The sequence below is a fragment of the Ancylobacter vacuolatus genome (genome assembly GCF_030813595.1).
GTDB lineage: Bacteria > Pseudomonadota > Alphaproteobacteria > Rhizobiales > Xanthobacteraceae > Ancylobacter > Ancylobacter vacuolatus.
This window is the reverse complement of sequence record NZ_JAUSUH010000003.1, coordinates 508,719-530,959: the sequence shown is the minus strand read 5'-3', so window position 1 is coordinate 530,959 and position 22,241 is coordinate 508,719. Positions and strand designations below refer to the sequence as shown.

Genomic DNA, 22,241 nt, shown 5'->3' with positions numbered 1-22,241 from the left:
CGCGCAAATGGCCCGCCCCCTCAAGCGATGAAGCGGGCTCGTTCAAGTGCTGGATCAGTCGTCGAACTTTCCCTCGTATTTGAACTCCGGCATGCCCTTCAACTGGTCCCGGGTGAGCTTGGTCATGCCCTTCCACTCATTCGCCGTGTTGTCGAAGGTGACCTGGATGGCGTCGGGCGGTACGACAACATAGCGATCGCCCATGCCAAGAAAGCCGCCCACTGAAAGAACGAATCCGGTGACGTTCATCGATCCGTTGAGAACGAGATCCTCGATCTCGCCGACGTCTTCGTTCGCGGCATTTGCGATATCGAGACCGACCAGATTGGATGCCAGTGCGTCGGATTTTCCCACCGGTACGTTGGCGGTCTGGGTGATGGTGCCTTGCGCAAGGGCGGGCACGCTCATGAGGAGCGAGGCAGCGACAATCGCGACGATAGGCTTATGCATGGGGGGACTCCTGTCCGCCGTTAATCGACGTACCGCAACAACGCATTGATCTGCCTCTCCGTTCCTCCCCAGGATCTAGCGGAGATGAGCAAGACAGGCGCCAGTCTTGCGCACGGCGACAACCAACACTCAGGAGCCGAACGCGGTATTGCGTTGTCTTTGGCGATCAATAGCCTCCTACCGAAGCGCCAGAAGCTCCGGCGCGGTCGGCCTGGATGCCGTGGTCCGGCTCGCCGCCGGCATGTCGCCCGCCCGGCCTTGCGACCTCATTCCTCGCGGAAGGCGCGCATCAGCTGGTCCTGCAGCGGCTTGAGGAAATAGGAAATCGCCAGCCGCGGCTCGGTGTGGATGAACACTTCCACCGGCATGCCGGGCACCAGTTGGAGCCCGCCGAGCTTCGCCACCGAGGCCGGGTCGAGGGCGATCCGTGCCGTGTACCAGCTTTCGCCGCTGGCCGCGTCGACCAGCACGTCGGCGGAGATCTGCGCCACCGTGCCGGCCAGCTCGGGCGTGGTGCGCTGGTTGAAGGCGGTGAGCCGCAGCACCGCCGGCTCGCCGGTGTGGACTTGGTCGATGTCGCGCGGGCGCAGCCGCATCTCGGCCACCAGCGCGTCGGTACTCGGCACGATCTGCATCAGCGTTTCGCCTGGCGCAACGACACCGCCGAGCGTGTGCACGGCGAGGTCGTGGACGACCCCGGCCTGCGGGGCGTGCACCTCCATTCCCTGCAGCCGCTCGAAGGCGGCGATCCGCTGCTCGGCAAGCTGGGCCAGCCGGAAGTCGATCTCGCGCAGGCTGGCCATCGCCTCGGCCTGTCGCTGCTGGTCGATCTCGATGATCGCAAGTTCCGTCTCGGCGATGCGGGCCTCGGCGCGGGCGATCTCGGCGACGAACTGGCCATGTTCGCCGGCGAGCTGGGCACGCAGCCGGCTCAGTTCCGCCACCTGGCCGAGGGTGGCAAGCTCCTTGCCGTGCAAGGTGGTGACGCTCTCCAGCTCGCGCGCGTTCCAGGCGAGCTCCTCGGTCTTGGCGTCACGGCGCTCGGCCAGCCCCTCGACCTCGCGGTGGATCTGGGCGATGCGCGCGCCGAGCTGGCGCTTCTGCCCGGCGCCGAGGTCGCGGCGGGCATTGAACAGCGACTGCTCGGCAGCGACGAGGGCGGCGGCACGGCCGGAGGGATCATCGGCGGGCTGCAATTCCTCGGGAACGGCGAGGCGCGCCGCGCCATCGCGCTCGCCGATCAGCCGCATGCGCCGGGCGACCAGATGCTGGATCTGGTCTTCGACGATGGCGAGGTTGGCTCGCGTCAGCGTGTCATCGAGCCGGACCAGCACTTCCCCCGCGACCACCCGGTCGCCGTCGCGCACGGTGATGGCGCCGACCACGCCGCCGTCGCGCGTCTGCACCCGCTTCACCCGGCCGTCCACTTCCAGCGTGCCGTTGCCGATCACCGCGCCGGCGAGTTCCGTCGTCGCCGCCCAGCCACCGAGGCCGCCGATGAGCAGGGCGATGACACCGAAGCCAAGCGTCAGCTCGCGCCGGATCGCGCGGGCGGCGGGCGAGACGGCGGCCCGGGCCGGTGTTTCGGGGGACGTGAAGGCGGACATGGGCTACTCCACCGGCATCTTCAACCGCGCGATGACCTCGGCCCGCGGCCCGAGATCGGCGACCCGGCCATCCCTAAGGATCAGCAGCTGGTCGAGCGTGCCGAGCAGCTGCGTGCGGTGGGCGATGGCGATGACGATGGCCCCGGCCCCGCGCGCGGACATAATCGCGGCGGCGAGCGCCGCCTCACCCTCCCGGTCGAGATTGGCATTGGGCTCGTCGAGCACGATCAGGAAGGGCTTGCGGTAGAGCGCGCGGGCCAGGCCGATGCGCTGGCGCTGCCCGGCCGAAAGCGCCATGCCGTCAAGCCCGATCCGGGTGTCGTAGCCTTCGGGAAAATGCAGGATCATCTCGTGGCAATGGGCATTGCGGGCCGCCGCCAGCACCTCCTCCGCCGGCGCCCCGGCCTCGAAGCGGGCGATGTTCTCCGCCACCGTGCCGTCGAACAGCTCCACATCCTGCGGGAGATAGCCGATATGGCGGCCAAGGTCCTCCGGCCGCCACTGCTTCAGCTCGGCGCCGTCGAGCCGGATGGTGCCGCGCAGGCAGGGCCAGCTTCCTACCAGCGCGCGGGCAAGGCTCGACTTTCCCGAACCGCTGGGCCCGGCGATGCCGAGGCCCTGCCCCGCCTCCAGCCGGAAGCTCGCCTCCCGCACCACCGGCTGTGCCACGCCCGGCGGCGCGACGGCGATGTGCTCCACCGCGAGGCTGGCCGCCGGCGCCGGCAGGGCCAGCTTCTCGGCATCGGAGGACAGCGGGAGCTGGGCCTCCAGCCGGGCGCGGGCCTGCCGTGCGGCAATGAAGCCGCGCCAATTGGCGATCGCCTGCTCGACCGGGGCCAGCGCCCGGGCGGTGACGATGGAGGCCGCGATCATCACGCCCGGCGAAAGCTGCTGGCGGATCACCAGATAGGCGCCGAGACCGAGCACCGCCGATTGCAGCGCGAGCCGCAGCGCCCGGGTGAGGCCGCCATACAGCCCGGCAATGTCGGCCAGGCGCAGGCGGAGCCGCGCATGCTCGTCATTGATCCGGTTCCAGCCCGCGGCATAGGCCGGGGCCATACCCATGGCGCGCAGCACCTCGGCATTGCGCCGCCCCGCCTCCAGCCGGTCCTGGCGGCGGATGGCGAGGCCGGCGCTCTCGCGCACCAGCGCGCGCATCGCCCACTCGCTGGCAAGCGTGCTGGCCATCAGCAGCAGCGAGCCGGCCACCGCCAGCCAGCCCAGCCAGGGGTGAAAGGCGAAGACCAAGGCGAGATAGACCGGCAGCCAGGGCAGGTCGCACAGCGCCACCGGCCCCGGCCCGGCGAGAAAGCCGCGAATCTGGTCGAGATCGCCCACCGGCCGGGCGGGCGTGCCCGGCGGCGCGGCCAGAGGCAGTTCCAGCGCCAGCCGGAAGCTGGCGGACCCGAGCCTCTCGTCGATCTGCTCGCCGATCCGGGCGAGCACCCGGCTGCGCAGGATCTCGATGAGACCGAGACAGGCATAAAGCCCCATCACCAGCACGCCCAGCGCCACCAGCGTCGGCACGCTGCCGCTGGTCAGCACCCGGTCATAGATGAGGATCATGAACAGCGGGCCGGTGAGCATCAGCAAATTGCTCACCCCGCTCAGCACCCCGACGCCCAGGAAGGCGCCGCGCACCTCGCGCAACGCCTGCGCCACCGGGTTCGCGCCACGGGTGGACACGTCACTCACGCTCGGTTCCGCAGGCCGGCTCTGGCGTCCGGGTCCACCGCGTCGGGGGCGATGGTGCATGATTGGGACGCGCATTCATGGGACGGCGGCTCGTGGAGAGTGAACGGAACGCGGTGCGCGGACGAAACACCTTGGCGTGATGACACTCCCGCCGCCGCGCCGGCCTCTCCCGCAACCATCCCGCTATATGCTACCTCTCTTCCGTTCTCATCAAGGGAGTTCTCCTATGAGCCCGACGGACCGCCTCGATGTTGCCGGCCAGGACGCCGCCTCCGGGGCCGCGCCCTCCAGCGTCACCAGCATGGGGAGCGGCGGCGACGACCGGCCATCAGAGAATATCAGCCTCAATTTCGGCCGGATCGACGACAAGCCGAGCGATACGCAGGGCAATGGCAGCGGCGACGACCGGCCATCGGAGAACATCAGCCTGAATTTCGGCCGGATCGACGACAAGTCGAGCGGCGCGGCGGGCGTTGACAACGACGGCAATCGGCCGAGCGAGGAGCTCAGCCTCAGCTTCACCAAGCTCGCTGAGTCGAAGTCGGCCGTCGCCTCCTCGCCAGCGAGCGGCGGCGCGGATGATTTCGTGCTTGAACCCGGCGCCGCCGGCGCGGAAGAATCGTCCGGCCTGCTGGATTTCTCCGGTATCGGCGGCGACGCGCGCGCCGAGGGCGAGGAGTTCTTCACCTTCGACGCCCCCGCCGTTCCACCGCCGGAAGGCGACAGCAACGCGCTCTCGGCGTTCGAGGCGGCGCATGCGGACCCGACCGGCGACCGCATTGAGGACATCGTCGCCGCCCCCCGGCCGGCGGCCGACGATTTCATCGCCTAGAGCCCTTTCCGATCGGGCGAAGCTCTGGCGTGGCGTGGCTGATGATGAGAATGGAACCGCCCCGCGCTTTCCAGGCGCCCTCGGCCTTGGCTTTGGGCGGCCGCTGGAGCGCGATGCGGGAAGAAAGCGCGATACAACAAAGAATTAGATCATTCTCCGCCCGTGTCGGGAATGGTGAGCAGCTGCCCGCATGCCTTGCAATGCACCGCATCGGGCTCATGGCGCATCAGCGCGCAGCTCGGACACCGGAACGAGACCTTATGGGGGCGGAACAGCGCCTGGGCGAGCCGCACGAAAAGCGAGATCCCAACGATCATCGTGACGATCGCGGTCAGCTTGCCGGCCGGACCGGGAAGCGTGATGTCGCCGAAACCCGTCGTCGTAATGGTGGCGACGGTGAAGTAGAGCGCGTCGATCCACCCCTCCATGCCTGAGCCCGGGCTCGCGAAGACCGTGTAGATGAAGCCGGTAATGACGAACAGGCAGGTGACGAGGTTGATGCCGGCACGGCCGACATCCTCCCACTCGCCATAGCCGCGTCGGCGAAGCGCGCGCCAGAAGATGTCCTTCTGCGACATCGACCACAGCCGCAGGATCCGCAGGAAACCCAGATTTGCCAGCCACAGCGGCGCGAGCAGCGTGGCTAGGACGACCAGATCGACCCAGACCACGGGCTGCCGAAGCCAGCGCCCGAGATGGACCGACGCGATCGCCCTCGCCGAGAGATCGGCGGCAAGCAGCAGGGCGACGGCATAGTCGATCCACAGATAACCCCGCCATTGCTGAAGCACCGGGCCCAGAATGAAGAAGCCGACGATGACGAGGTCGATGCTGGCAACCGCCCATTGGAAGCGGGTCGCCCGCCGGTCCGTCCCCGCATAGAGCTCGCGCAGGCTCCAGCGCCATCCGGAAGACGCGGTCTCGGCGGGACGGATGGTCTCTTGCCGGCGCGATTCCAGCAGCGCGGCCACCGTCGGCCCCGCGCCGTGTGGCGGGTCAACCGGCGCCTTTTCAACGGGCGCCTTCTCAACGGGGGCCTCGTCGCCGGGCGCGGGCGTCGTCGTTCCTCTGGTGCTCGTCGGGCGCGGCATGGATCCCCCGGTGTCGGTGCGCAGGATATCGCGACGGGCCGCGCCCGGCGAGCCGCATCATGCCACCGCTCCACCCGCTGCGCTGGCGGCTATTGATAGAGCGCGCGCATCTCCCGGAAGGAGATCAGCTGCCGCTGCCGGTTGTCCCACAGCGTCAGCCGCACACAGCCGAAGCTCTCCCAAAGGGTCAGCCGCCCGACATCGCGCAGTTCCGGATGGTCGCGCAGCACTTCCGGCAGGCGGTAATAGGGAATGCGGGCGCACAAATGATGCACATGATGCATGCCGATATTGGCGCTGAACCAGCGCAGAACGGCCGGCAGGTCGTAATGCGACGAGCCGTGCAGCGCCGCCTCGTGGAATTCCCAGTTCTCATTGTCGTCCCAGTGCGTGCCCTCGAACTGGTGCTGGACATAGAACAGCCAGACGCCAGCAGCCGCGCCGAGGATGACGATCGGCAGGTGGACCAGCAGAAACGGCCCGATGCCAACGGCCCACATCAGCAGCCCCGCCGCGACGGCGATGCCCAGATTGGTCGTCATGGTGCTTACCCACGGCGTCCAGCCCTTGCGGGCGAAGCCGATGGGCAGGCGGCTCTCCAGCAGGAAGACATAGATCGGGCCGATACCGAACATCACCAGCGGGTGCCGGTACAGGCGATAGCGCAGCCGCCCCCAGCGGGAGCGCGCCAGATATTCGTCCACCGTCAACGTGTCGATGTCGCCAATGCCGCGGCGGTCGAGATTGCCGGCGCTGGCGTGGTGGATCGCATGGGCGCGCCGCCAATGATCATAGGGCGTCATCGTCAGCACGCCGATCACCCGGCCGGTCCAGTCATTGCCGCTCCGGTTGCCGAAGAAAGAGCCGTGGCCGCAATCGTGCTGGATCATGAAAAGGCGCACCAGCAGCCCCGCCGCCGGGAGGATGAGGAGTGCGTAGAGCCAGACCTGGTCCAGCTTGAGCGCGGCAAGCATCGCGGCCCAGGCAAGGGCAAAGGGCACGGCGGTTATGAGAAGTTCGCGGACGCTGCGGCGCGGATCGGGCTGGCGGTAGTCGTTCAGCCGGCGCGCCCAGCTTCTCGCATCGGCCTTGGCGAGCGCGCTTTCACCTGCCATCAACATCTGCATCTCCGTCTCTACGCACCTCGATCGCGCGTAAACCGGGCGGCTCGTCGATGTTCGTGGGGTGAGGCCGCGCGTTCGGCGCGGCGGAGTTCGCATTCAAGCACGGAACGGTGTTGAAAATGCGCGGCAGCCGTCACTTTGTCGCTGGCCGCTGCCCGATGGCGCAAAAGAGGCGCGAAGCTGCGCGGAGATCGGCCCCCGTCTTTCTCCGGAGTTTATGTGCTGAATAAAGGAGTTAGCACGTTTATCGCCGGGGTCCGATCTCCGCGCTTATTCACACGCCGTGCCCACTTGGGGAGTTTCATCAACGTCGGCGCGCCATCGCTTCGCATCGGACGGGACCTCGCCTTGGGCCGTCTGTGTTGCAAACTCCGTTTCCAGAGCGTTCGCCAGCCTGGCAATTGCGCTGTCCGCCCTCGCGCTCGTGCGGGCGGGAGACGTGTCGAGGATTTCTGGCGTGTGGGCCAGGCTATGCCTGGTCACGGCGACGCTCTCGCCGAGGTTGCAGCCGGCCGGACGGAGACGGTGAACACATCTCCGTCCAGATCGACAGCTTCTGCGCCTAGACCTTGCCGAGGTCCTCATAGCCGGCGTGCAAGGCCCAGTCGCCCTCGCAAAAACGATCACGGGCGAAATTGTGCTGGTGCCAGTAGGGGTAGAGATAGGGCGGCCGGCTGACCTGGTTCAGCCGGTCCAGTTCCTCGGCAGTGAGCGTGATGTCGACCGCCGCAATGTTGTCGCGGAAATGGGCCTCCTCGGTGCCGCCGACCACCAGCGAGGCGATGCCGGGGCGGGAGAGCGTCCAGGCGATGGAGATCTGCGCCGCCGTGACCCCGCGCGTGGCGGCGATATCGTTCAGCACGTCGACGATCCGCCACAGGCGCTCGCTGTCGCGGATCGGCGGCTCGGTCCAGCCGGCGGCCTGGCGTGAATCGGCCGGGAATTTGTCGCGGCCGAACCGTCCCGACAGCAGGCCGGCGGCAAGCGGGCTCCAAACCATGACGCCGACACCCTGGTCCACCGCGATGGGGAGAAGTTCGTACTCCGCCTCCCGGGCCTCCAGCGTGTAGTGAATCTGCTGGGTCACGAAACGCGGCAGGTGGTGGGTCTCGGCGATGCCGAGCGCCTTCATGATGTGCCAGCCGGAATAGTTCGAGCAGCCGATATAGCGGATCTTGCCCTGGCGCATCAGCGAATCCAGCGCCGAAAGCGTCTCGTCGAGCGGCGTCACGCCGTCCCATTCATGCAGGAAATAGATGTCGATATGGTCGGTGCGCAGCCGCTTCAGGCTGCGCTCGCATTCGCGCACGAGATGGTAGCGCGACACGCCCTCGTCATTGGGCCCGTCGCCGATCCGCATGCGCGCCTTGGACGAGATCAGCACGCGCTCGCGCCGCCCTTCCAGCACCTCGCCGACGATCTCCTCGGAACGGCCGAAGGAATACATGTTGGCGGTGTCGATGACATTGATGCCGCCATCGAGGCAGGTATCGACGAGGCGGCGGGCCTCGGTGACGCCGTGCGTGGCGACCTTGGCGAAGTCGCCGACCCCGCCAAAGGAGAAGGTTCCCATGCTGAGGGCGGAGACCTTCAGGCCGGAGCGGCCGAGCGTGCGGTATTTCATGAGGGGCGTCTCCCGGACAATGCGGTCGCATGGGCGCGACCTGTCAGTTCAGCCGCGACGGCGGCGATCCCGAGCTCAGGACTGGTGAGCACGGCGCCGGCCGCGCGCACGGAAGCCGGCAGCGCGTCGGCCATCGAGGCCTGTGCCAGCACCACGACATCGACCTGCGGCGCCACTTCCTCGAAGGCCTGGCGCACCAGCCGATCATGGCCGTCGCGGTCCCCGGCGGCGAGCGCGGCAAAGGCGCCCTCGCAGAGCCGGGCGACCATGGTGATCTCGCGCCCCGTCGCGGCGGCCGTCGCGTCGACCAGCCGGCCGGTCGGCTCCAGCGTGGTGGACAGGGTCGCCAGCACGCCGATGCGGCGGGCACGCCGCACCGCTTCCTCAACCATGCCGCGATCGATGCGGAACAGCGGCACCGGGGTCGAGGGGCGCAGGGCATCCACCGCCTCACCCAGGGTCGAGCAGGTGACGAGCACCGCATCGGCCCCGGCGGCAGCTTCCCGCACCCCGGCGGCGAGGCGCGCCCGCGTCGCCTCGGTGAGGCGGCCCTCGCGGATCGTCTCGGCAAGCAGGCTCTCATCGACCGAATGGGTGAAGCTCCACCCCGGCAGCGCGTCCTCGACCAGAGGCCCGAAGCGCGGAACGAGCGCGGGAACGGTGTGGATCAGCGCGAGCCGGGGCATGGATCGTCTCCTCACGCGGTCTGGGCGACGCCGCGGCGGCGGACCGCGCGCGGGGCGGGGCGGGGATCGGCCGGGCCACGGTCGCTGGCCCGGGTGACGAGGCTGGCGCCGACCAGGATCTTCACCGGCCGCTGCGGCTCGGCGGCGTTGATGAGGTCATCGAGAACAGTGACGGCCAGGTTGCCGATCTTGCGCTTCGAGACGTCGATGGTGGTCAGCGCCGGCTCCATGGTGGCGCCGAGCGGGAGATTGTCGAAGCCGATCACGCCCACATCCTCCGGGATGCGAATGCCGAATTCGCGCAGCGCCTTGATGAAGCCATAGGCGATGACGTCATTGGTGCAGAAATAGGCGTCCGCCAGCGCCAGCCCCTCGCTCAGCGCCTTGACGGTGTCGACATGGGCGCCGTCGAAGGTGGATTCGACGGAGAGGATATGGGCGGGGTCGATCGTCAGCCCCAGCCGCGCGGCGTTGCGGTGGAAGGCGTGCTGGCGGAGATGGAAGTTCGTGGTCTCGACATGGCTCGCCACGAAGCCGATGCGCTCGAACCCCTGCTGACGCAGCCGCGCCATCACCTGATAAACCGCGTCCTCATTGTTCATATTGACGAAATTAGCTTCCACCACGTCGTAGAAGGTATCGATGAACACGATCGGCCGGCCGACGCCCTGCAGGATGCGAATGTCGGATTCCGACATTTCCGTGCCGAGCGCGATGATGCCGCTGACCGGGGCGACCGCGATCATGTCGGCGACCGCCGTCATGCTCTGTCCCTCATGGCTCACCACTTCAAGCGCATAACCGCGCCGGGTCGCTTCGGCCGACATGCCGTCAATGTAGTCCGACACAAACACGCTGTGGTCGCGGTTCACCGTGTGGCCGTGCTTGGCGATCTTGAGGAAGCGGATGGTGCCGGTGGCGTCGGCCCGCGGCTTGGCGAGGCGGGGGACATAGTTGAGCCGCGCGGCGGCTTCCAGAACCCGGGCGCGGGTGAGGCCGGAAATTTCCCCCTTGCCGTTTAGCACGAGCGAGACCGTGGCCGGCGAGACGCCCGCCGCCCCGGCTATGTCCCGAATGGTGAAAGACGTCTTGGCTTTCATGTCCGGCTGCGCGTCCTCGTGGAACCCGTGATGCACATGTGATGCAGATTTTGTTTAGTAAACATTCGGGTGCCTTTTTGAGCGTTAAGCCAAAAATCTCGACCTTGCAACCGTCTTGCAAGAATGGTGCGGCACGCCCGCATCGGCCGGCCCACCTGTCCGGAATCGGCGCGCGTCTCGGCCGGCGAGCGGGCGATGTCGATCGCCCGCTCGGTGGAGAGGCGAGGGGCGGAAAATGCGTAAGAAGGGCTGTCCCATAAGGATTTTGCATCCGGCCTTTCATCCAGCGCGCCCGCCGGTGACAGCGCCGGATGCTGCTGCTTTTTTCATCCCGCCGCGCTTTTCGGCAGGTTCCGGGCCTGCGGAAAAACGGTGTCGCAGCCGCGCCGCAGGCCGCTTGCGCCGGGCAAAAGCCTTTGCTACGAATTTAGTGAAGCTGGTCATAGTTTACTAAAAATGCCAGTGCGACTCCGGGAGGAGACCATGCGAGCCACCGGCGGACAGCTGGTCATGCTCATCGCCATCAATGTGGCGGTGCTGGCGTTGGGAGCGGCCATATCAGGCGGCGCCTTCCTTTCGCCTTTCAACCTCCAGTCCATGGCCGGCCAGCTGCCGGAGATCGGCTTCCTCGCCATCGGCGTGATGCTGGCCATGTGCGCCGGCAATGGCGGCATCGACCTCTCGGGCATTGCCCTCGCCAATCTTTCCGGCGTCGTCTCGGCGGTGGTCGTGGGCTCGTTCCTGTCGAGCACGGACCAGCAGGCGGCCTATTCGGTCGCCTTCATCGTCGGCGCGCTGCTGGTCGGCCTTCTCGGCGGCACCTTCAACGGGCTGCTGATCAGCCGGCTGAACATCACTCCCATTCTCTGCACGCTCGGCACGCAGATGCTGTTCACCGGCCTCGCGGTCGTTGCCTCGGACGGGCGGGCGGTGGCGGTCGGGACGCCGGACCTGCTGTCGGAGATCGGCAATGGCCTGTTTCTCGGCGTGCCGATCAGCTTCCTCATCTTTATCGGCGTCGCCGCCTTCATCGCCGCGCTGCTGAAGTTCACGCCCTTCGGGCTGTGGCTGATGCTGATGGGGACGAACCCCAAGGCGGCGCTCTATGCCGGCTTCCCCAGGACGCGCGTGCTGATCGCCACCTATGCGACCAGCGGCCTGCTCTCCGGCCTTGCCGGCATCATCATCGCCTCCCGCAACGTCAACGTGAAGTGGGACTACGGCACCTCTTACCTCTTGATCGCCATCCTCATCGCGGTCATGGCCGGCGTGCGCCCCGAGGGCGGCTATGGCCGGGTGATCTGCGTGGTGCTGGCGACCATCGCCCTGCAGCTGATGTCCAGCATGCTGAATTTCGGCGGGCTTTCGAATTTCGTCCGCGACTTCGCCTGGGGCGCGCTGCTTCTGACCTTCCTGGCGGTCGGCCGCTACAACGTGGTCGGCTTCCTGACGCCCAACAAGAGCAAACGGCTCGTGTGATGCGATCCCCTCACGCATCGAAACTCGCCATGAGGGAAGCAACAAAAATGGAGGAAACTATGGGAGCTCTTTCCAAGAAGATGCTGCTCGGCTCGGCCATGGCCGTGGCGCTGGTGGCAGGCTCGGCCGGCGCGCTGATGGCGCAGAACAAGCCGGTCATCGCCACCGTAGTCAAGATCAGCGGCATTCCGTGGTTCGACCGCATGGAAACCGGCGTGAAGCTGTTCCAGAAGGAAAACCCGGACGTCGTAGCCACCCAGTACGGCCCGGCCACCGCCGATGCCGCCCAGCAGCTGCAGATCGTCACCGATCTCGTCGCCAAGGGCGTAAACGGCCTCGCCGTGGTGCCGATGGACCCGTCCGTGCTCGAAGGCACGCTGAAGCGCGCCATGGATCGCGGCATCATCGTCGTGACCCATGAGGCCGACAACCAGAAGAACACCCATGCCGATGTCGAGGCCTTCGACAATGCCGATTACGGCAAGGCGCTGAATGAGCGCCTCGCCCAGTGCATGGGCGGCAAGGGCAAGTGGACGACGTTCGTCGGCTCGCTCGGCAGCCGCACCCACATGCAGTGGGTCGGCGCCGGCGAGGCCAATGCCAAGAGCCACCCGGAGATGGTGCTGGTCGACGCGAACAATGAGTCGTTCGACGACGCCAACGCCACCTATGAGAAGGCCAAGGAAATCCTGCGCAAGCACCCGGATATCAAGGGATTCCAGACCTCGGCCGGCAATGACGTGCTCGGCGTCGGCCGCGCCATCGACGAGGCGGGCCTCTCGGGCAAGGTGTGCCTGGTCGGCACCGGCCTGCCGAACCCCTCGCAGGACCTGCTGGAGTCAGGCGCCATCACCGCCATCGGCTTCTGGGACCCGCAGAAGGCCGGCATGGCGATGAATTCGGTCGCCAAGAGCCTGATCGCCGGCAAGAAGATCGAGGACGGCGCCAATCTCGGCGTGCCGGGCTATGAGAAGGTGAAGGTCACCAAGGGGCCGGGCGTCGGCGTGCTGATCATCGGCAACGGCATGGTCCTCGCCGACAAGGCGAACTACAAGGAATACCTCTTCTGATCCGTTGAAAACCCAGGCTTCCGGAGGCGCCGCGCGCGTCTCCGGAGGCTCTCCCACGCGCCGTCCCGCCGCGCCGCCAATCGACGAAGGGGTCGCAAGTGTCCCAAGGCCAAGTGTCCAACGGCTCAGTGTCACAAGATCCGGTATCCCGGGACACCGCTTCCCGCGCGTTCCTCGAACTGCGCGGCATTCACAAGCGTTTCGGCGGCGTCCATGCGCTGCGCGGCGTCGGCTTCACGATTCAACCCGGCGAGGCCTATCATCTGCTCGGCGAGAATGGCTGCGGCAAGAGCACCGTCATCAAGATCATGTCCGGCGCCCATGCCCCGGACGAGGGCGAGATCGTGCTGGAGGGGCGCAGCTTCCGCGCGCTGACCCCGATCCAGTCGCTCGCCGCCGGCATCGAGACCGTCTACCAGGACCTGTCGCTGCTGCCGAACCTCACCGTCGCCGAAAATGTCGCGCTCAACGAGCAGCTGGTCGCCCATGGCGGCCGGCTCGCGCGGCTGTTCGACCGTGGCCGGCTGCGGCGCACCGCCGAGGCGGCGCTTGAGGTGGTCGGGCTGCCGACGGCGCCGGCCTATCTCTCCGCCATCGTTTCCGACCTGCCGCTGGCGCAGCGCCAGCTCGTCGCCATCGCCCGCGCCATCGCCACCAAGGCGAAGATGGTGATCATGGACGAGCCGACCACCTCGCTCACCCGGCGCGAGGTCGACAATCTGATCGCGGTGGTCGAGCGGCTCCGCTCGGAGAATGTCGCGGTGCTGTTCGTCACCCACAAGCTGGATGAGTGCTACCGCATCGGCGGCCACGCCATCGTGTTCCGCGACGGGCAGTGCGTGGGGCAGGGGCCGCTGGCCAACTACACCAAGCACCAGCTCACCGAGATGATGACCGGCCGGCACATTGACGGCGCGCGCTACCGCACCGGTGCGCCGATGGCGGAGGAGTTGTTCGCGGCGGACGGGCTGTCGCTACCGCCGAGCCTTGCCCGGGTGAGCTTCAGCCTGCGGCGCGGCGAGATCCTCGGCATTACCGGCCTTGCCGATTCCGGCCGCAACGAGCTTGCCACCGCGATCGCCGGCGTCACCCCGGCGGCCGAAGGGCGCATCCGCATCGATGGCAAGGTGCAGCGCATCGGCCATCCCTCGCAGGCGATCCGCCTCGGCATCGGCTATGTCCCGGAAGACCGGCTGGGGGAGGGGCTGTTCCTCGACAAGTCGATCTTTGAGAACGAGATCGCCCTTGTGGTGAGCGATCTCGCCAATGCGGTGGGCATTGTCGACCGGGCCAAGGGCCGCGCGCTGGCGGACAAGATTTCGCAGGACATGCGGCTCAACACCGGCAATATCGACCTGCCGGTCGGGGCGCTCTCCGGCGGCAACCAGCAGCGGGTGCTGATCGGCCGCTGGCTGTCGATCCTGCCCAAGCTCCTCGTCCTGCACGGGCCGACCGTCGGCGTCGATGTCGGGTCGAAGGACACGATCTACAAGGTGATCCAGCAGCTTGCCGAGGCCGGCATGGGCCTTGTCATCGTCAGCGACGACCTGCCGGAACTGCTGCAGAACTGCGACCGCATCCTGGTCATGAACAGTGGCCGCATCGTCGCCGAATATGAGGCCAGCGCGGCGACCGAAGACCAGCTTTACCAGGCCATGCTTGCCTCCCGGCCGCAGCCTTCCGCCCCGCCGGAGACGATTCAATGAGCACCACGCACCCGATCGACAGCGCCGAGCTTCCCGTCGCCCGCACCAACCCGTTTTTGGAGCTGGTGCGGCGGCGGCCGGAGGTGATCACCTTCATATTGCTGGTCGGAATCTGCGTCGCGGTGGCGATCGCCAACCCGGCGTTCCTGCAACCCTCCTCGCTGATCGACATCGGGCGCTCCAGCGTGGTGATGGGGCTGTTCGCGCTCGGCGTGTTCATCATCCTGGCGGCCGGCGGCATCGACGTCTCGTTCACCGCCATCGCCGCCTTCACCATGTATTCGCTCACGCTGCTGGTGAAGAACCACTTCCCCGACGCGCCGATGGCGCTGATCGTGCTGGCGGCGGTGCTCGGCGGTGCGGGGCTGGGCGTGATCAACGGACTGCTGGTGCATTATCTGCGCGTGCCCTCGCTGATCGTGACCATCGGCACGCAATATCTGTTTCGCGGCATCCTGCTCGCCTTTATCGGCACGGTGTGGATCATGTCGCTGCCGCCGCAGATGGGCGCGTTCGGCCGCATGCCGCTGCTGCAATTCGATGCCGCCGACGGGCGCACCATCACCCTGCCATTCTATTTCCTGGTGCTGCCGATTGCGGCGCTGATCACCTGGTGGATGCTGAACCGCACGCTGATGGGCCGCGCCATCTTCGCGGTGGGCGGCAATGCCAGCGTGGCCGAGCGGCTCGGCTACAATCTGCGGACCATCCACATCTTCCTGTTCGCCTATGCCGGCGGCCTCGCGGGCCTGGCCGGCATCATCCACACCTGCGCCAACCGGCAGGCCAACCCGTTCGACCTGGTGGGCAGCGAGATCAACGTCATCGCCGCTGTGGTGCTGGGCGGCGCGCGCATCACCGGCGGCACCGGCAGCGTGCTCGGCACGCTGCTGGGCGTGCTGCTGGTGGTGGTGGTGAACAGCGTGCTGGTCATGGTCGGCATTCCCTCCACCTGGCAGCGCGTGGTGGTGGGCGGCTTCATTCTGATGGCCGCCGGCTTCTTCGTGTTCAGCCAGAAGAAAAACTGAAACAGACCGCCCGATTTGAGCTCACGAGGACCGACATGAAGAAGTTTCTCAACGATCCCGCGCATTTCGTCGACGAGATGCTGGACGGCATCTACCGGGCGCATCCGCAGGTGACCTATGTGAATGACGACAAGCGCTGCCTCGTCGTCGCCACGCGCAAGCCGGGCAAGGTGGGCATCGCCACCGGCGGCGGCTCGGGCCATTTGCCGCTGTTCCTCGGCTATGTCGGCGACAACATGCTCGACGGCTGCGCGGTGGGCGGCGTGTTCCAGTCCCCCAGCGCTGACCAGATGCACGAGGTCACCAAATACATCGATCAGGGCGCCGGCGTGCTCTACATCTATGGCAACTATTCCGGCGACATCATCAATTTCGACATGGCCGCCGAGCTGGCCGACATTGACGGCATCACGGTGAAGCAGGTCGTCGGCAATGACGATGTCGCCTCCTCCGTCGTCGGCGAGGAGCACAAAAGGCGCGGCGTCGCCGGCATCTTCTTCGTCTACAAGGTGGCGGGCGCGGCCGCCGCCAACATGCTCTCGCTCGACGAGGTGACGCGGCTTGCCGACAAGGCCCGCCTCAATGTGCGGACCATCGGCGTCGCCCTGTCGAGCTGCGTCGTGCCGGAGATCGGCCACGCCACCTTCTCGGTCGGTGATGACGAGATGGAAATCGGCATGGGCATCCATGGCGAGCCGGGCATTGGCCGCACCAAGCTTGCCGCGGCGGATGCCGTGGTCGACGAGATGATGGAGCGCATCTTCGCCGAGCTTCCCGCCGGCAGCGGCGACGAGTTCGCGGTGCTGGTCAACGGCCTCGGCGGCACGCCGAAGGAAGAGCTGTACATCCTGTTCCGCCGGGTGTCGCAGCTGTTCGAACAGCGCGGCTCCAAGGTGAAATATGTCTGGATCGGCGAGTTCGCCACCGCGATGGAAATGGCCGGCGCCTCCATTTCGGTGCTTAAGCTCGACGCCGAGCTCGACCCGCTGGTCGCCGCGTCGGCCAACACCCCGTTCTTCGCCCACATCAAGGCCTGAGGTTTCCGCATGGACGCGATCCGCGCCGATGATCTGATCGGCCTGTTCCAGCGCTGGCGCGACATGTTCGCCGAACAGCGCGACTTCCTGATCGCGCTCGACGGCAAGGTCGGTGACAGCGATCTCGGCATCACCATGGCGAAGTCCTTCGCCGCCGCCGCCGACACGGTGACGGCGGAAGGGCCGGCGGCGGGGATCACCAAGCTGCTGCGCTCCGCTGGCGCGATCATGGCCAAGACCGCGCCCTCCACCATGGGCACGCTCACCGCCACCGGCTTTTTGCGCGGCGCCAAGGCGCTGGAGGGGGTGGAGGCCATTGGCACCGCCGAGCTTGCCCAGTTCTGGCGGGCCTTCGCCACCGGCATTGCCGAGCGCGGCAAGGCGAAGCTCGGCGACAAGACCATTCTCGACGTGCTGGACCCGGTGGCCGGCGCGCTGGAGCAGGCCGCGTCCTCCGGCCTCGCTCTGGCGCCGGCGCTGAAGGAAGCCGCCGATACCGCCGACGCGGCGCTGGAGCGGACCAAGACCATGGTGGCGCAGCATGGCAAGGCGGCGGCGTTCCAGGAGAAGACGGTGGGGCTGCAGGATGCCGGCGCCACGGTCGGCGTGCTGCTGGTCAAGACCATGAGCGATTTCGTCGCCGGGCGTGGCTAGAGCCTTTTCGCGCGAAGCGGGGCCCGGTTCGCGTGACGACATGGCGTAAAAACAGAAGCTGAAGCACGTCCGGTGAACCCGCTTTCACCGGACGTGCGCGCGGTCGTCCGCTGCCGCCGGTGGACAAAGCGGACCAACTCGGGAACCCTCCGGCCCGGCCATCCATCGGTCGAAGCATCGCTCCGGCGAAAGGGGACCGCAGTGACGGGCGGCGAAGACCAGACGGAGACCTCCTTCCGGATCACCCGCCCGCAGCTCGCCGTGGCGGGCGGCCTGTCGCTCGCGCTGGTCGCCCTGTTCGTCGCGACGATGCCCTTTGCGCGCCTGCCCACCCACAATACGGAAATTCTTGTGCCGGCCTATGCCGCCGCCACCTTCGTGCTGGAGGCGATGACGGCCGCGCTCCTCTTCGCGCTCTACAGCGCGCGGCGCTACCTTCCGCTGCTCTTCCTCGCCTCCGGCTATCTGTTCGGGGCGCTGATGCTGGCGCCGTGGGCGCTGACCTTCCCGGGCGTCTTCACCGGCTTCGACATGGAGGCGGGGCTGCAGGTGACCGCCGCCTTCGGCCTGCTGCGCCGGCTGGCCTTTCCGCTTTTCGTGCTGGCCTTCGCGCTCGCCCCGCGTCGCGAGATCGCGACCAACGCCTCGCTGGTCGCGATCAGCGTGTGCATCGGGGCGACCGTGCTGATCGAGGCGACGCTGTATTTCCGCGACGCACTGCCGCCGCTGATGCGCGACGGGCGGCAGGTCAACCTGCTGTGGCAGGTCGTGCCCGCCCTCGCCATGGGGCTCTATGCCGTTGATATCGCCCTGCTGCTCTGGCTCCGCCGCTCGGCGCTGAGCCTTTGGGTCTGTATCGTCCTGTTCTCGCTTGGCATCGAATTGCTGCTCATCTCCTATCTCGGCGGCGGCACGCGGCTGAGCGTCGGCTGGTGGGCCGGGCGGATCTACGGGCTGCTGGCGATGAGCATCATCCTGCTGGTCCTGATCGCCCAGACGACGCTGGTGCATATCCGCCTCGCCCGCACCGTGGCGGCCGAGCTGCGCAGCCGGGAGAAGCGGCTGACCGCCATGGAGGCGCTCTCCGCCTCGATCGCCCATGAGATCAACCAGCCGCTCGCCAGCATGGTCACCAATGCCGACGCGGCGCTGCGCTGGCTGTCCAAGGCCGAGCCGCGCATCGACAAGGCGGAGCTGGCGCTGCGACGGATCGTCGAGGACGGGCACCGGGCCAATGGCGTGGTGGCGGGCATACGCACCATGTTCACCAAGGGCACGCGCGAGCGGGCCGAGCTGGACCTTGCGGCCATCGTCGCCAGGGCGGCCGGGGAGGCGGGCCGCGACGCCCGCCATTACGGCGTCGAGATCGCGGTCGAAGGCGAGCGCGAGGTGCCGCCCGTCATCGGCAATGCCGTGCAGTTGCACCATGTCCTGCGCAACCTCATCGAGAACGCTGTCGATGCCGTGCGCGCGGCGCCGCTGCGGGCGCGCCGCGTGACGGTGCGGCTGTCGCAGGAGGCGCATGGCGAGGTGCATGTCGGCGTCGCCGACACCGGCGCCGGCATCGCCGCCGAGGTGGCCGAGCGGCTGTTCGATCCCTTCGTCACCACCAAGCCCGGCGGCATGGGCATGGGGCTGATGTTCTGCCGCGCCGTGGTCGAGGCGCATGGCGGCAGCATCTGGACCAGCGCGAACACGCCGCACGGGGCCATCTTCCATTTCTCGCTTCCCGTGGCGATCCTGTCTGTGGCAGACGCGCAGGCGAGATCTGGCGTGGAGGAGAAAGCCCGATGACGGACGCGGTGGTCTATGTCGTCGACGATGACCGATCCATCCTCGCCTCGCTGGAAAGCCTTCTCTCGTCCGAAGGCTATGAGGTGCGGGCCTATGAATCGCCGAGGGACTTCCTGAACGCCCGCTGCCCGGATCTTCCCGGCTGCCTCATCCTCGATGTGCGGCTGCGCGGGGCGAGCGGGCTCGAATTCCAGCGCGAACTCGCGCGCGCCGGCATCGCGACGCCGATCGTGTTCATCACCGGCCATGGCGACGTGCCGATGTCGGTCACGGCGATGAAATCCGGTGCGGTGGAGTTTCTGCTGAAGCCGTTCCGCGACCAGGACCTGCTCGACGCCGTGCGCGAGGGCGTTGCCCGCGATCGCCGCCGCCGCGCCCGCGACGCCGAGCTCGGCGCGCTGCGCGCCCGGCAGGCGGCGCTGACCCCGCGCGAGCGCGAGCTGATGCCGCTCATCGCCAGCGGGCTGATGAACAAGCAGATCGCCGCCCGGCTGCAGCTGAGCGAGGCGACGGTGAAGGTGCACCGCGCCCAGATCATGCAGAAGCTCGAAGCGAAGACGATTGCCGACCTGGTACGAATCGCCGACCAGCTGGCCGACCCTGGCCCCGCAGCGTAGCGGCCTACACCTACCGGCCAATTGTGGCGCACCGGGCCGGCCGGCAAAGCTCGCGACCATCGCCGGGCCACCCGCCGTCCGGCGCGATGGACCCGTCCCGGGCATGCGCAAGACAGTGGCCATCGTCGACGACGATCCCGCAGCTTTGGCGGCCCTGGGCGGCCTGGTCGATGCCCTCGGCTACCGGCCGCTGTGCTTTTCCGATCCGGCCGACTTCCTGGCGTCGGAGCAGGCGCGATCGGTCGATGTGCTTGTGGCGGATATACGTTTGCGGGACTTCAGCGGCATCGTGCTCCACCGCCGCCTGCGGGCGGAAGGCATCGATGTGCCGACCATTCTCGTCACCGCCTATCCCGACGAGGCGACGAGCCGCCGGGCGTTGCGCTCGGGGTTCCACGGCTATCTCGCCAAGCCGGTGGTGCCGGAGGAATTGCTCGCCTGCCTGCGCCGCGCGACCGGGCAAAGCGGGCCGACCTAGCCCCAGGGCCAACCTACATCCTTCCCGCGCACAATTGTTCCGCCCGCACCCCGCGCCCTACGACTCGCGCCGGGCCTCATCATGCAGGGATGTGCAATGCCAACCGCCACTCCGACCCCCGGCAAGGAACTCCTCGATCCCGATAACCACGCTCTGGTGCTGATCGACTTCCAGTCGCAGATGGCTTTCGCGACCAGCTCGATCGACGCCGTGCAGCTGCGCAACAACGCGGCGCTGGTCTCCCGCGCCGCCGCCGGCTTCCAGGTCCCGACCATCCTCACCACGGTGGCGGAGAAGAGCTTTTCTGGGCCGATGTTCGCGGAGATCACCGAGGCGTTTCCCGGCCAGCCGATGCTCGATCGCACCTCGATGAACACGTGGGAGGATGCCGGCGTCATCGCCCGGGTGAACGAGATCGGCAAAAGCCGCATCGTCTTCGCCGGCCTGTGGACCAGCGTGTGCATCGTCGGACCAGCACTCTCCGCCCTCGACCAGGGCTTCGAGGTCTTCGTCATCGCCGACGCCTGCGGGGATGTCTCGGGCGAGGCGCATGAACGCGCCCTGCAGCGGATGATCCAGGCCGGCGCCCGGCCGATGACCGCGCTGCAATATCTGCTGGAGCTGCAGCGCGACTGGGCCCGCACCGGGAGCTACGAGATGACCACCGGGATCGCGAAGAAATTCGGCGGCGCCTATGGGCTGGGCATCACCTACGCCAAGACCATGTTCGGCGCCTCCGAAGGTCATTGAGGTGAAGCCATGAGCGGGCAGTCTCTGCCGCTGTCGCGCCGGGCCGTCCTTGAAATCGGAGGCGCGACCGCGGTCCTTTCCGCGCTCGGCCCGCTTGCTCCCGCTTTCGCCGCAACCATTGCCACTCACGGAGCTCCTGCCATGACCACCCTCACCACCAAGGACGGCGTCGAGATCTTCTTCAAGGACTGGGGTCCGAAGGACGCCCAGCCGATCATGTTCCACCATGGCTGGCCGCTGTCGTCGGACGATTGGGACGCGCAGATGCTGTTCTTCGTCCAGAACGGCTTCCGCGTCGTCGCCCATGACCGGCGCGGCCATGGCCGCTCGGCACAGGTCTCCGACGGGCACGACATGGACCACTACGCCGCCGACGCCTTCGCCGTGGTCGAGCATCTCGACCTAAGGAACGCCGTGCATATCGGCCATTCCACCGGCGGCGGCGAAGTCGCCCGCTATGTCGCCAAACATGGCGAGCCGGCCGGCCGCGTCGCCAAGGCGGTGCTGGTCTCCGCCGTGCCGCCGCTGATGCTGAAGACCGACGCCAACCCGGAGGGCCTGCCGCTCGACGTGTTCGACGGCTTCCGCAAGGCCACCGCCGACAACCGCGCCCAGTTCTTCCTCGATGTGCCCGCCGGCCCGTTCTACGGCTTCAACCGCGAGGGCGCGAAGGTCTATCCCGGCGTCGTCAATAATTGGTGGCGCCAGGGCATGATGGGCAGCGCCAAGGCGCACTATGACGGCATCAAGGCCTTCTCCGAGACCGACCAGACCGAGGATCTCCAGGCTATCAGCGTGCCGACGCTGGTGATGCATGGTGATGACGACCAGATCGTGCCGATCGCCGATTCCGCGCTGAAGGCGGTCAAGCTGCTGAAGAACGGCACGCTCAAGGTCTATGAGGGCTACCCCCACGGCATGCTCACCACCCATGCCGAGGTGATCAACCCGGACCTGCTCGCCTTCATCAAGGGCTGAGCCCAGGCGCGCCTCGCCCCGGCGTGGGGCGTGCCACGTCCCGCTGGCACGCACGGCATCGGGCCGCAGGCCAGAGCGCTTGCGTGCCCCGCTCCAGCGGCCGTCATGCGGGCTCCGGCCGCTGGAGCGCCTTACGCGCGGCGCCCCGCAGGAGGGCAAGTGATGAAGCTCTATCTCGCCTCGCTCGCCGCCGGCCTGCTGGTCGGCATTGTCTACAGCCTCATCAATGTCCGCTCGCCGGCCCCGCCTGTCGTGGCGCTGGTCGGGCTGTTCGGCATCCTCATCGGCGAGCAGCTGGTGCCCGTCGCCCGCCACCTTCTCAAGGGCGATCGTCTGCGCGCCGCCATCGGCCTCGCCGATTGCTCGAACCATGTGCTCGGCCAGTTGCCGGGCCGCAAGGCCAGCGCCAGCGAGGGCCACGAGGCGCCTCCCGGTTCCTGA

At 67.6% G+C, this 22,241-nt stretch carries 21 protein-coding genes; 13 read left to right on the top strand and 8 right to left on the bottom strand.

Going from position 1 to position 22,241, the window contains the following annotated elements:
- Positions 1-54: 54 nt before the first annotated feature.
- The 3 genes from J2S76_RS10225 to J2S76_RS10215 form a co-directional block, all read right to left on the bottom strand.
- Positions 55-450 carry a PRC-barrel domain-containing protein gene (locus tag J2S76_RS10225; protein WP_307060087.1) on the bottom strand — a complete coding sequence of 132 codons (396 nt, stop codon included), beginning with the start codon at positions 448-450 and terminating at the stop codon, positions 55-57.
- 266 nt (positions 451-716) lie between these two features.
- Positions 717-2,057, bottom strand: coding sequence for an HlyD family type I secretion periplasmic adaptor subunit (locus tag J2S76_RS10220; RefSeq protein WP_307060085.1), 1,341 nt, complete (start codon positions 2,055-2,057; stop codon positions 717-719).
- A gap of 3 nt (positions 2,058-2,060) precedes the next feature.
- Positions 2,061-3,752: a type I secretion system permease/ATPase gene (locus tag J2S76_RS10215; RefSeq protein WP_307060083.1), complete on the bottom strand. Its 1,692-nt coding sequence runs from the start codon at positions 3,750-3,752 to the stop codon at positions 2,061-2,063.
- A gap of 226 nt (positions 3,753-3,978) precedes the next feature.
- Here J2S76_RS10215 and J2S76_RS10210 point away from each other — a divergent pair, with 226 nt between their 5' ends.
- Positions 3,979-4,584, top strand: a complete 606-nt coding sequence (locus J2S76_RS10210) for a hypothetical protein (RefSeq protein ID WP_307060082.1) — start codon at positions 3,979-3,981, stop codon at positions 4,582-4,584.
- A gap of 149 nt (positions 4,585-4,733) precedes the next feature.
- Here the strand turns inward: J2S76_RS10210 and J2S76_RS10205 are convergent, their stop codons facing one another.
- The 5 genes from J2S76_RS10205 to J2S76_RS10185 form a co-directional block, all read right to left on the bottom strand.
- Positions 4,734-5,546 carry a potassium channel family protein gene (locus J2S76_RS10205; RefSeq protein ID WP_307060223.1) on the bottom strand — a complete coding sequence of 271 codons (813 nt, stop codon included), beginning with the start codon at positions 5,544-5,546 and terminating at the stop codon, positions 4,734-4,736.
- Between the two features lie 218 nt (positions 5,547-5,764).
- Positions 5,765-6,796 (bottom strand): fatty acid desaturase, encoded by a 1,032-nt coding sequence (locus J2S76_RS10200; protein WP_307060080.1) that lies wholly within the window; start codon positions 6,794-6,796, stop codon positions 5,765-5,767.
- 565 nt (positions 6,797-7,361) lie between these two features.
- Positions 7,362-8,423 carry an aldo/keto reductase gene (locus tag J2S76_RS10195; RefSeq protein WP_307060078.1) on the bottom strand — a complete coding sequence of 354 codons (1,062 nt, stop codon included), beginning with the start codon at positions 8,421-8,423 and terminating at the stop codon, positions 7,362-7,364.
- A complete protein-coding gene (locus J2S76_RS10190) occupies positions 8,420-9,109 on the bottom strand; it encodes an aspartate/glutamate racemase family protein (protein WP_307060076.1) in 690 nt (229 codons plus the stop codon). The genes J2S76_RS10195 and J2S76_RS10190 overlap by 4 nt, the downstream gene beginning before the upstream one ends.
- Before the next feature lie 11 nt (positions 9,110-9,120).
- Positions 9,121-10,209, bottom strand: coding sequence for a LacI family DNA-binding transcriptional regulator (locus tag J2S76_RS10185; protein ID WP_307060074.1), 1,089 nt, complete (start codon positions 10,207-10,209; stop codon positions 9,121-9,123).
- 483 nt (positions 10,210-10,692) lie between these two features.
- Between J2S76_RS10185 and J2S76_RS10180 the strand changes: the two genes are divergently transcribed.
- The 12 genes from J2S76_RS10180 (at position 10,693) to J2S76_RS10125 (ending at position 22,241) form a co-directional block, all read left to right on the top strand.
- Positions 10,693-11,688, top strand: a complete 996-nt coding sequence (locus J2S76_RS10180) for an ABC transporter permease (RefSeq protein WP_307060073.1) — start codon at positions 10,693-10,695, stop codon at positions 11,686-11,688.
- 59 nt (positions 11,689-11,747) lie between these two features.
- The gene (locus J2S76_RS10175; RefSeq protein WP_307060071.1) at positions 11,748-12,758 is read left to right on the top strand and encodes a substrate-binding domain-containing protein; all 1,011 of its coding nucleotides are present in this window, start codon (positions 11,748-11,750) and stop codon (positions 12,756-12,758) included.
- Positions 12,759-12,856: 98 nt separating this feature from the next.
- Positions 12,857-14,464 carry a sugar ABC transporter ATP-binding protein gene (locus J2S76_RS10170; protein ID WP_370874723.1) on the top strand — a complete coding sequence of 536 codons (1,608 nt, stop codon included), beginning with the start codon at positions 12,857-12,859 and terminating at the stop codon, positions 14,462-14,464.
- Entirely contained in the window at positions 14,461-15,492 is a 1,032-nt protein-coding gene (locus J2S76_RS10165; RefSeq protein WP_307060070.1) for an ABC transporter permease, read from the top strand. The genes J2S76_RS10170 and J2S76_RS10165 overlap by 4 nt, the downstream gene beginning before the upstream one ends.
- Positions 15,493-15,527: 35 nt before the next feature.
- Positions 15,528-16,529, top strand: coding sequence for a dihydroxyacetone kinase subunit DhaK (locus J2S76_RS10160; protein ID WP_307060068.1), 1,002 nt, complete (start codon positions 15,528-15,530; stop codon positions 16,527-16,529).
- Between the two features lie 9 nt (positions 16,530-16,538).
- The gene (locus J2S76_RS10155; RefSeq protein WP_307060066.1) at positions 16,539-17,183 is read left to right on the top strand and encodes a dihydroxyacetone kinase family protein; all 645 of its coding nucleotides are present in this window, start codon (positions 16,539-16,541) and stop codon (positions 17,181-17,183) included.
- A 201-nt stretch (positions 17,184-17,384) separates the two neighbouring features.
- Positions 17,385-18,977: a sensor histidine kinase gene (locus tag J2S76_RS10150; protein ID WP_307060064.1), complete on the top strand. Its 1,593-nt coding sequence runs from the start codon at positions 17,385-17,387 to the stop codon at positions 18,975-18,977.
- The gene (locus tag J2S76_RS10145) at positions 18,974-19,594 is read left to right on the top strand and encodes a response regulator transcription factor (protein WP_307060062.1); all 621 of its coding nucleotides are present in this window, start codon (positions 18,974-18,976) and stop codon (positions 19,592-19,594) included. The genes J2S76_RS10150 and J2S76_RS10145 overlap by 4 nt, the downstream gene beginning before the upstream one ends.
- Before the next feature lie 103 nt (positions 19,595-19,697).
- The gene (locus J2S76_RS10140; protein WP_307060061.1) at positions 19,698-20,072 is read left to right on the top strand and encodes a response regulator transcription factor; all 375 of its coding nucleotides are present in this window, start codon (positions 19,698-19,700) and stop codon (positions 20,070-20,072) included.
- A 96-nt stretch (positions 20,073-20,168) separates the two neighbouring features.
- Entirely contained in the window at positions 20,169-20,822 is a 654-nt protein-coding gene (locus J2S76_RS10135; protein WP_307060060.1) for a hydrolase, read from the top strand.
- A gap of 141 nt (positions 20,823-20,963) precedes the next feature.
- Positions 20,964-21,800 carry an alpha/beta fold hydrolase gene (locus J2S76_RS10130; RefSeq protein WP_307060057.1) on the top strand — a complete coding sequence of 279 codons (837 nt, stop codon included), beginning with the start codon at positions 20,964-20,966 and terminating at the stop codon, positions 21,798-21,800.
- Positions 21,801-21,962: 162 nt separating this feature from the next.
- Positions 21,963-22,241 carry a XapX domain-containing protein gene (locus tag J2S76_RS10125; RefSeq protein WP_307060055.1) on the top strand — a complete coding sequence of 93 codons (279 nt, stop codon included), beginning with the start codon at positions 21,963-21,965 and terminating at the stop codon, positions 22,239-22,241.

Bases quoted from the DNA above. Each gene is read 5' to 3' on its own strand.
- J2S76_RS10225 (WP_307060087.1), bottom strand. From the start codon at position 450: ATGCATAAGCCTATCGTCGCGATTGTCGCTGCCTCGCTCCTCATGAGC.
- J2S76_RS10220 (WP_307060085.1), bottom strand. From the start codon at position 2,057: ATGTCCGCCTTCACGTCCCCCGAAACACCGGCCCGGGCCGCCGTCTCG.
- J2S76_RS10210 (WP_307060082.1), top strand. From the start codon at position 3,979: ATGAGCCCGACGGACCGCCTCGATGTTGCCGGCCAGGACGCCGCCTCC.
- J2S76_RS10200 (WP_307060080.1), bottom strand. From the start codon at position 6,796: ATGTTGATGGCAGGTGAAAGCGCGCTCGCCAAGGCCGATGCGAGAAGC.
- J2S76_RS10195 (WP_307060078.1), bottom strand. From the start codon at position 8,423: ATGAAATACCGCACGCTCGGCCGCTCCGGCCTGAAGGTCTCCGCCCTC.
- J2S76_RS10190 (WP_307060076.1), bottom strand. From the start codon at position 9,109: ATGCCCCGGCTCGCGCTGATCCACACCGTTCCCGCGCTCGTTCCGCGC.
- J2S76_RS10185 (WP_307060074.1), bottom strand. From the start codon at position 10,209: ATGAAAGCCAAGACGTCTTTCACCATTCGGGACATAGCCGGGGCGGCG.
- J2S76_RS10180 (WP_307060073.1), top strand. From the start codon at position 10,693: ATGCGAGCCACCGGCGGACAGCTGGTCATGCTCATCGCCATCAATGTG.
- J2S76_RS10175 (WP_307060071.1), top strand. From the start codon at position 11,748: ATGGGAGCTCTTTCCAAGAAGATGCTGCTCGGCTCGGCCATGGCCGTG.
- J2S76_RS10165 (WP_307060070.1), top strand. From the start codon at position 14,461: ATGAGCACCACGCACCCGATCGACAGCGCCGAGCTTCCCGTCGCCCGC.
- J2S76_RS10160 (WP_307060068.1), top strand. From the start codon at position 15,528: ATGAAGAAGTTTCTCAACGATCCCGCGCATTTCGTCGACGAGATGCTG.
- J2S76_RS10155 (WP_307060066.1), top strand. From the start codon at position 16,539: ATGGACGCGATCCGCGCCGATGATCTGATCGGCCTGTTCCAGCGCTGG.
- J2S76_RS10145 (WP_307060062.1), top strand. From the start codon at position 18,974: ATGACGGACGCGGTGGTCTATGTCGTCGACGATGACCGATCCATCCTC.
- J2S76_RS10140 (WP_307060061.1), top strand. From the start codon at position 19,698: ATGCGCAAGACAGTGGCCATCGTCGACGACGATCCCGCAGCTTTGGCG.
- J2S76_RS10135 (WP_307060060.1), top strand. From the start codon at position 20,169: ATGCCAACCGCCACTCCGACCCCCGGCAAGGAACTCCTCGATCCCGAT.
- J2S76_RS10130 (WP_307060057.1), top strand. From the start codon at position 20,964: ATGACCACCCTCACCACCAAGGACGGCGTCGAGATCTTCTTCAAGGAC.
- J2S76_RS10125 (WP_307060055.1), top strand. From the start codon at position 21,963: ATGAAGCTCTATCTCGCCTCGCTCGCCGCCGGCCTGCTGGTCGGCATT.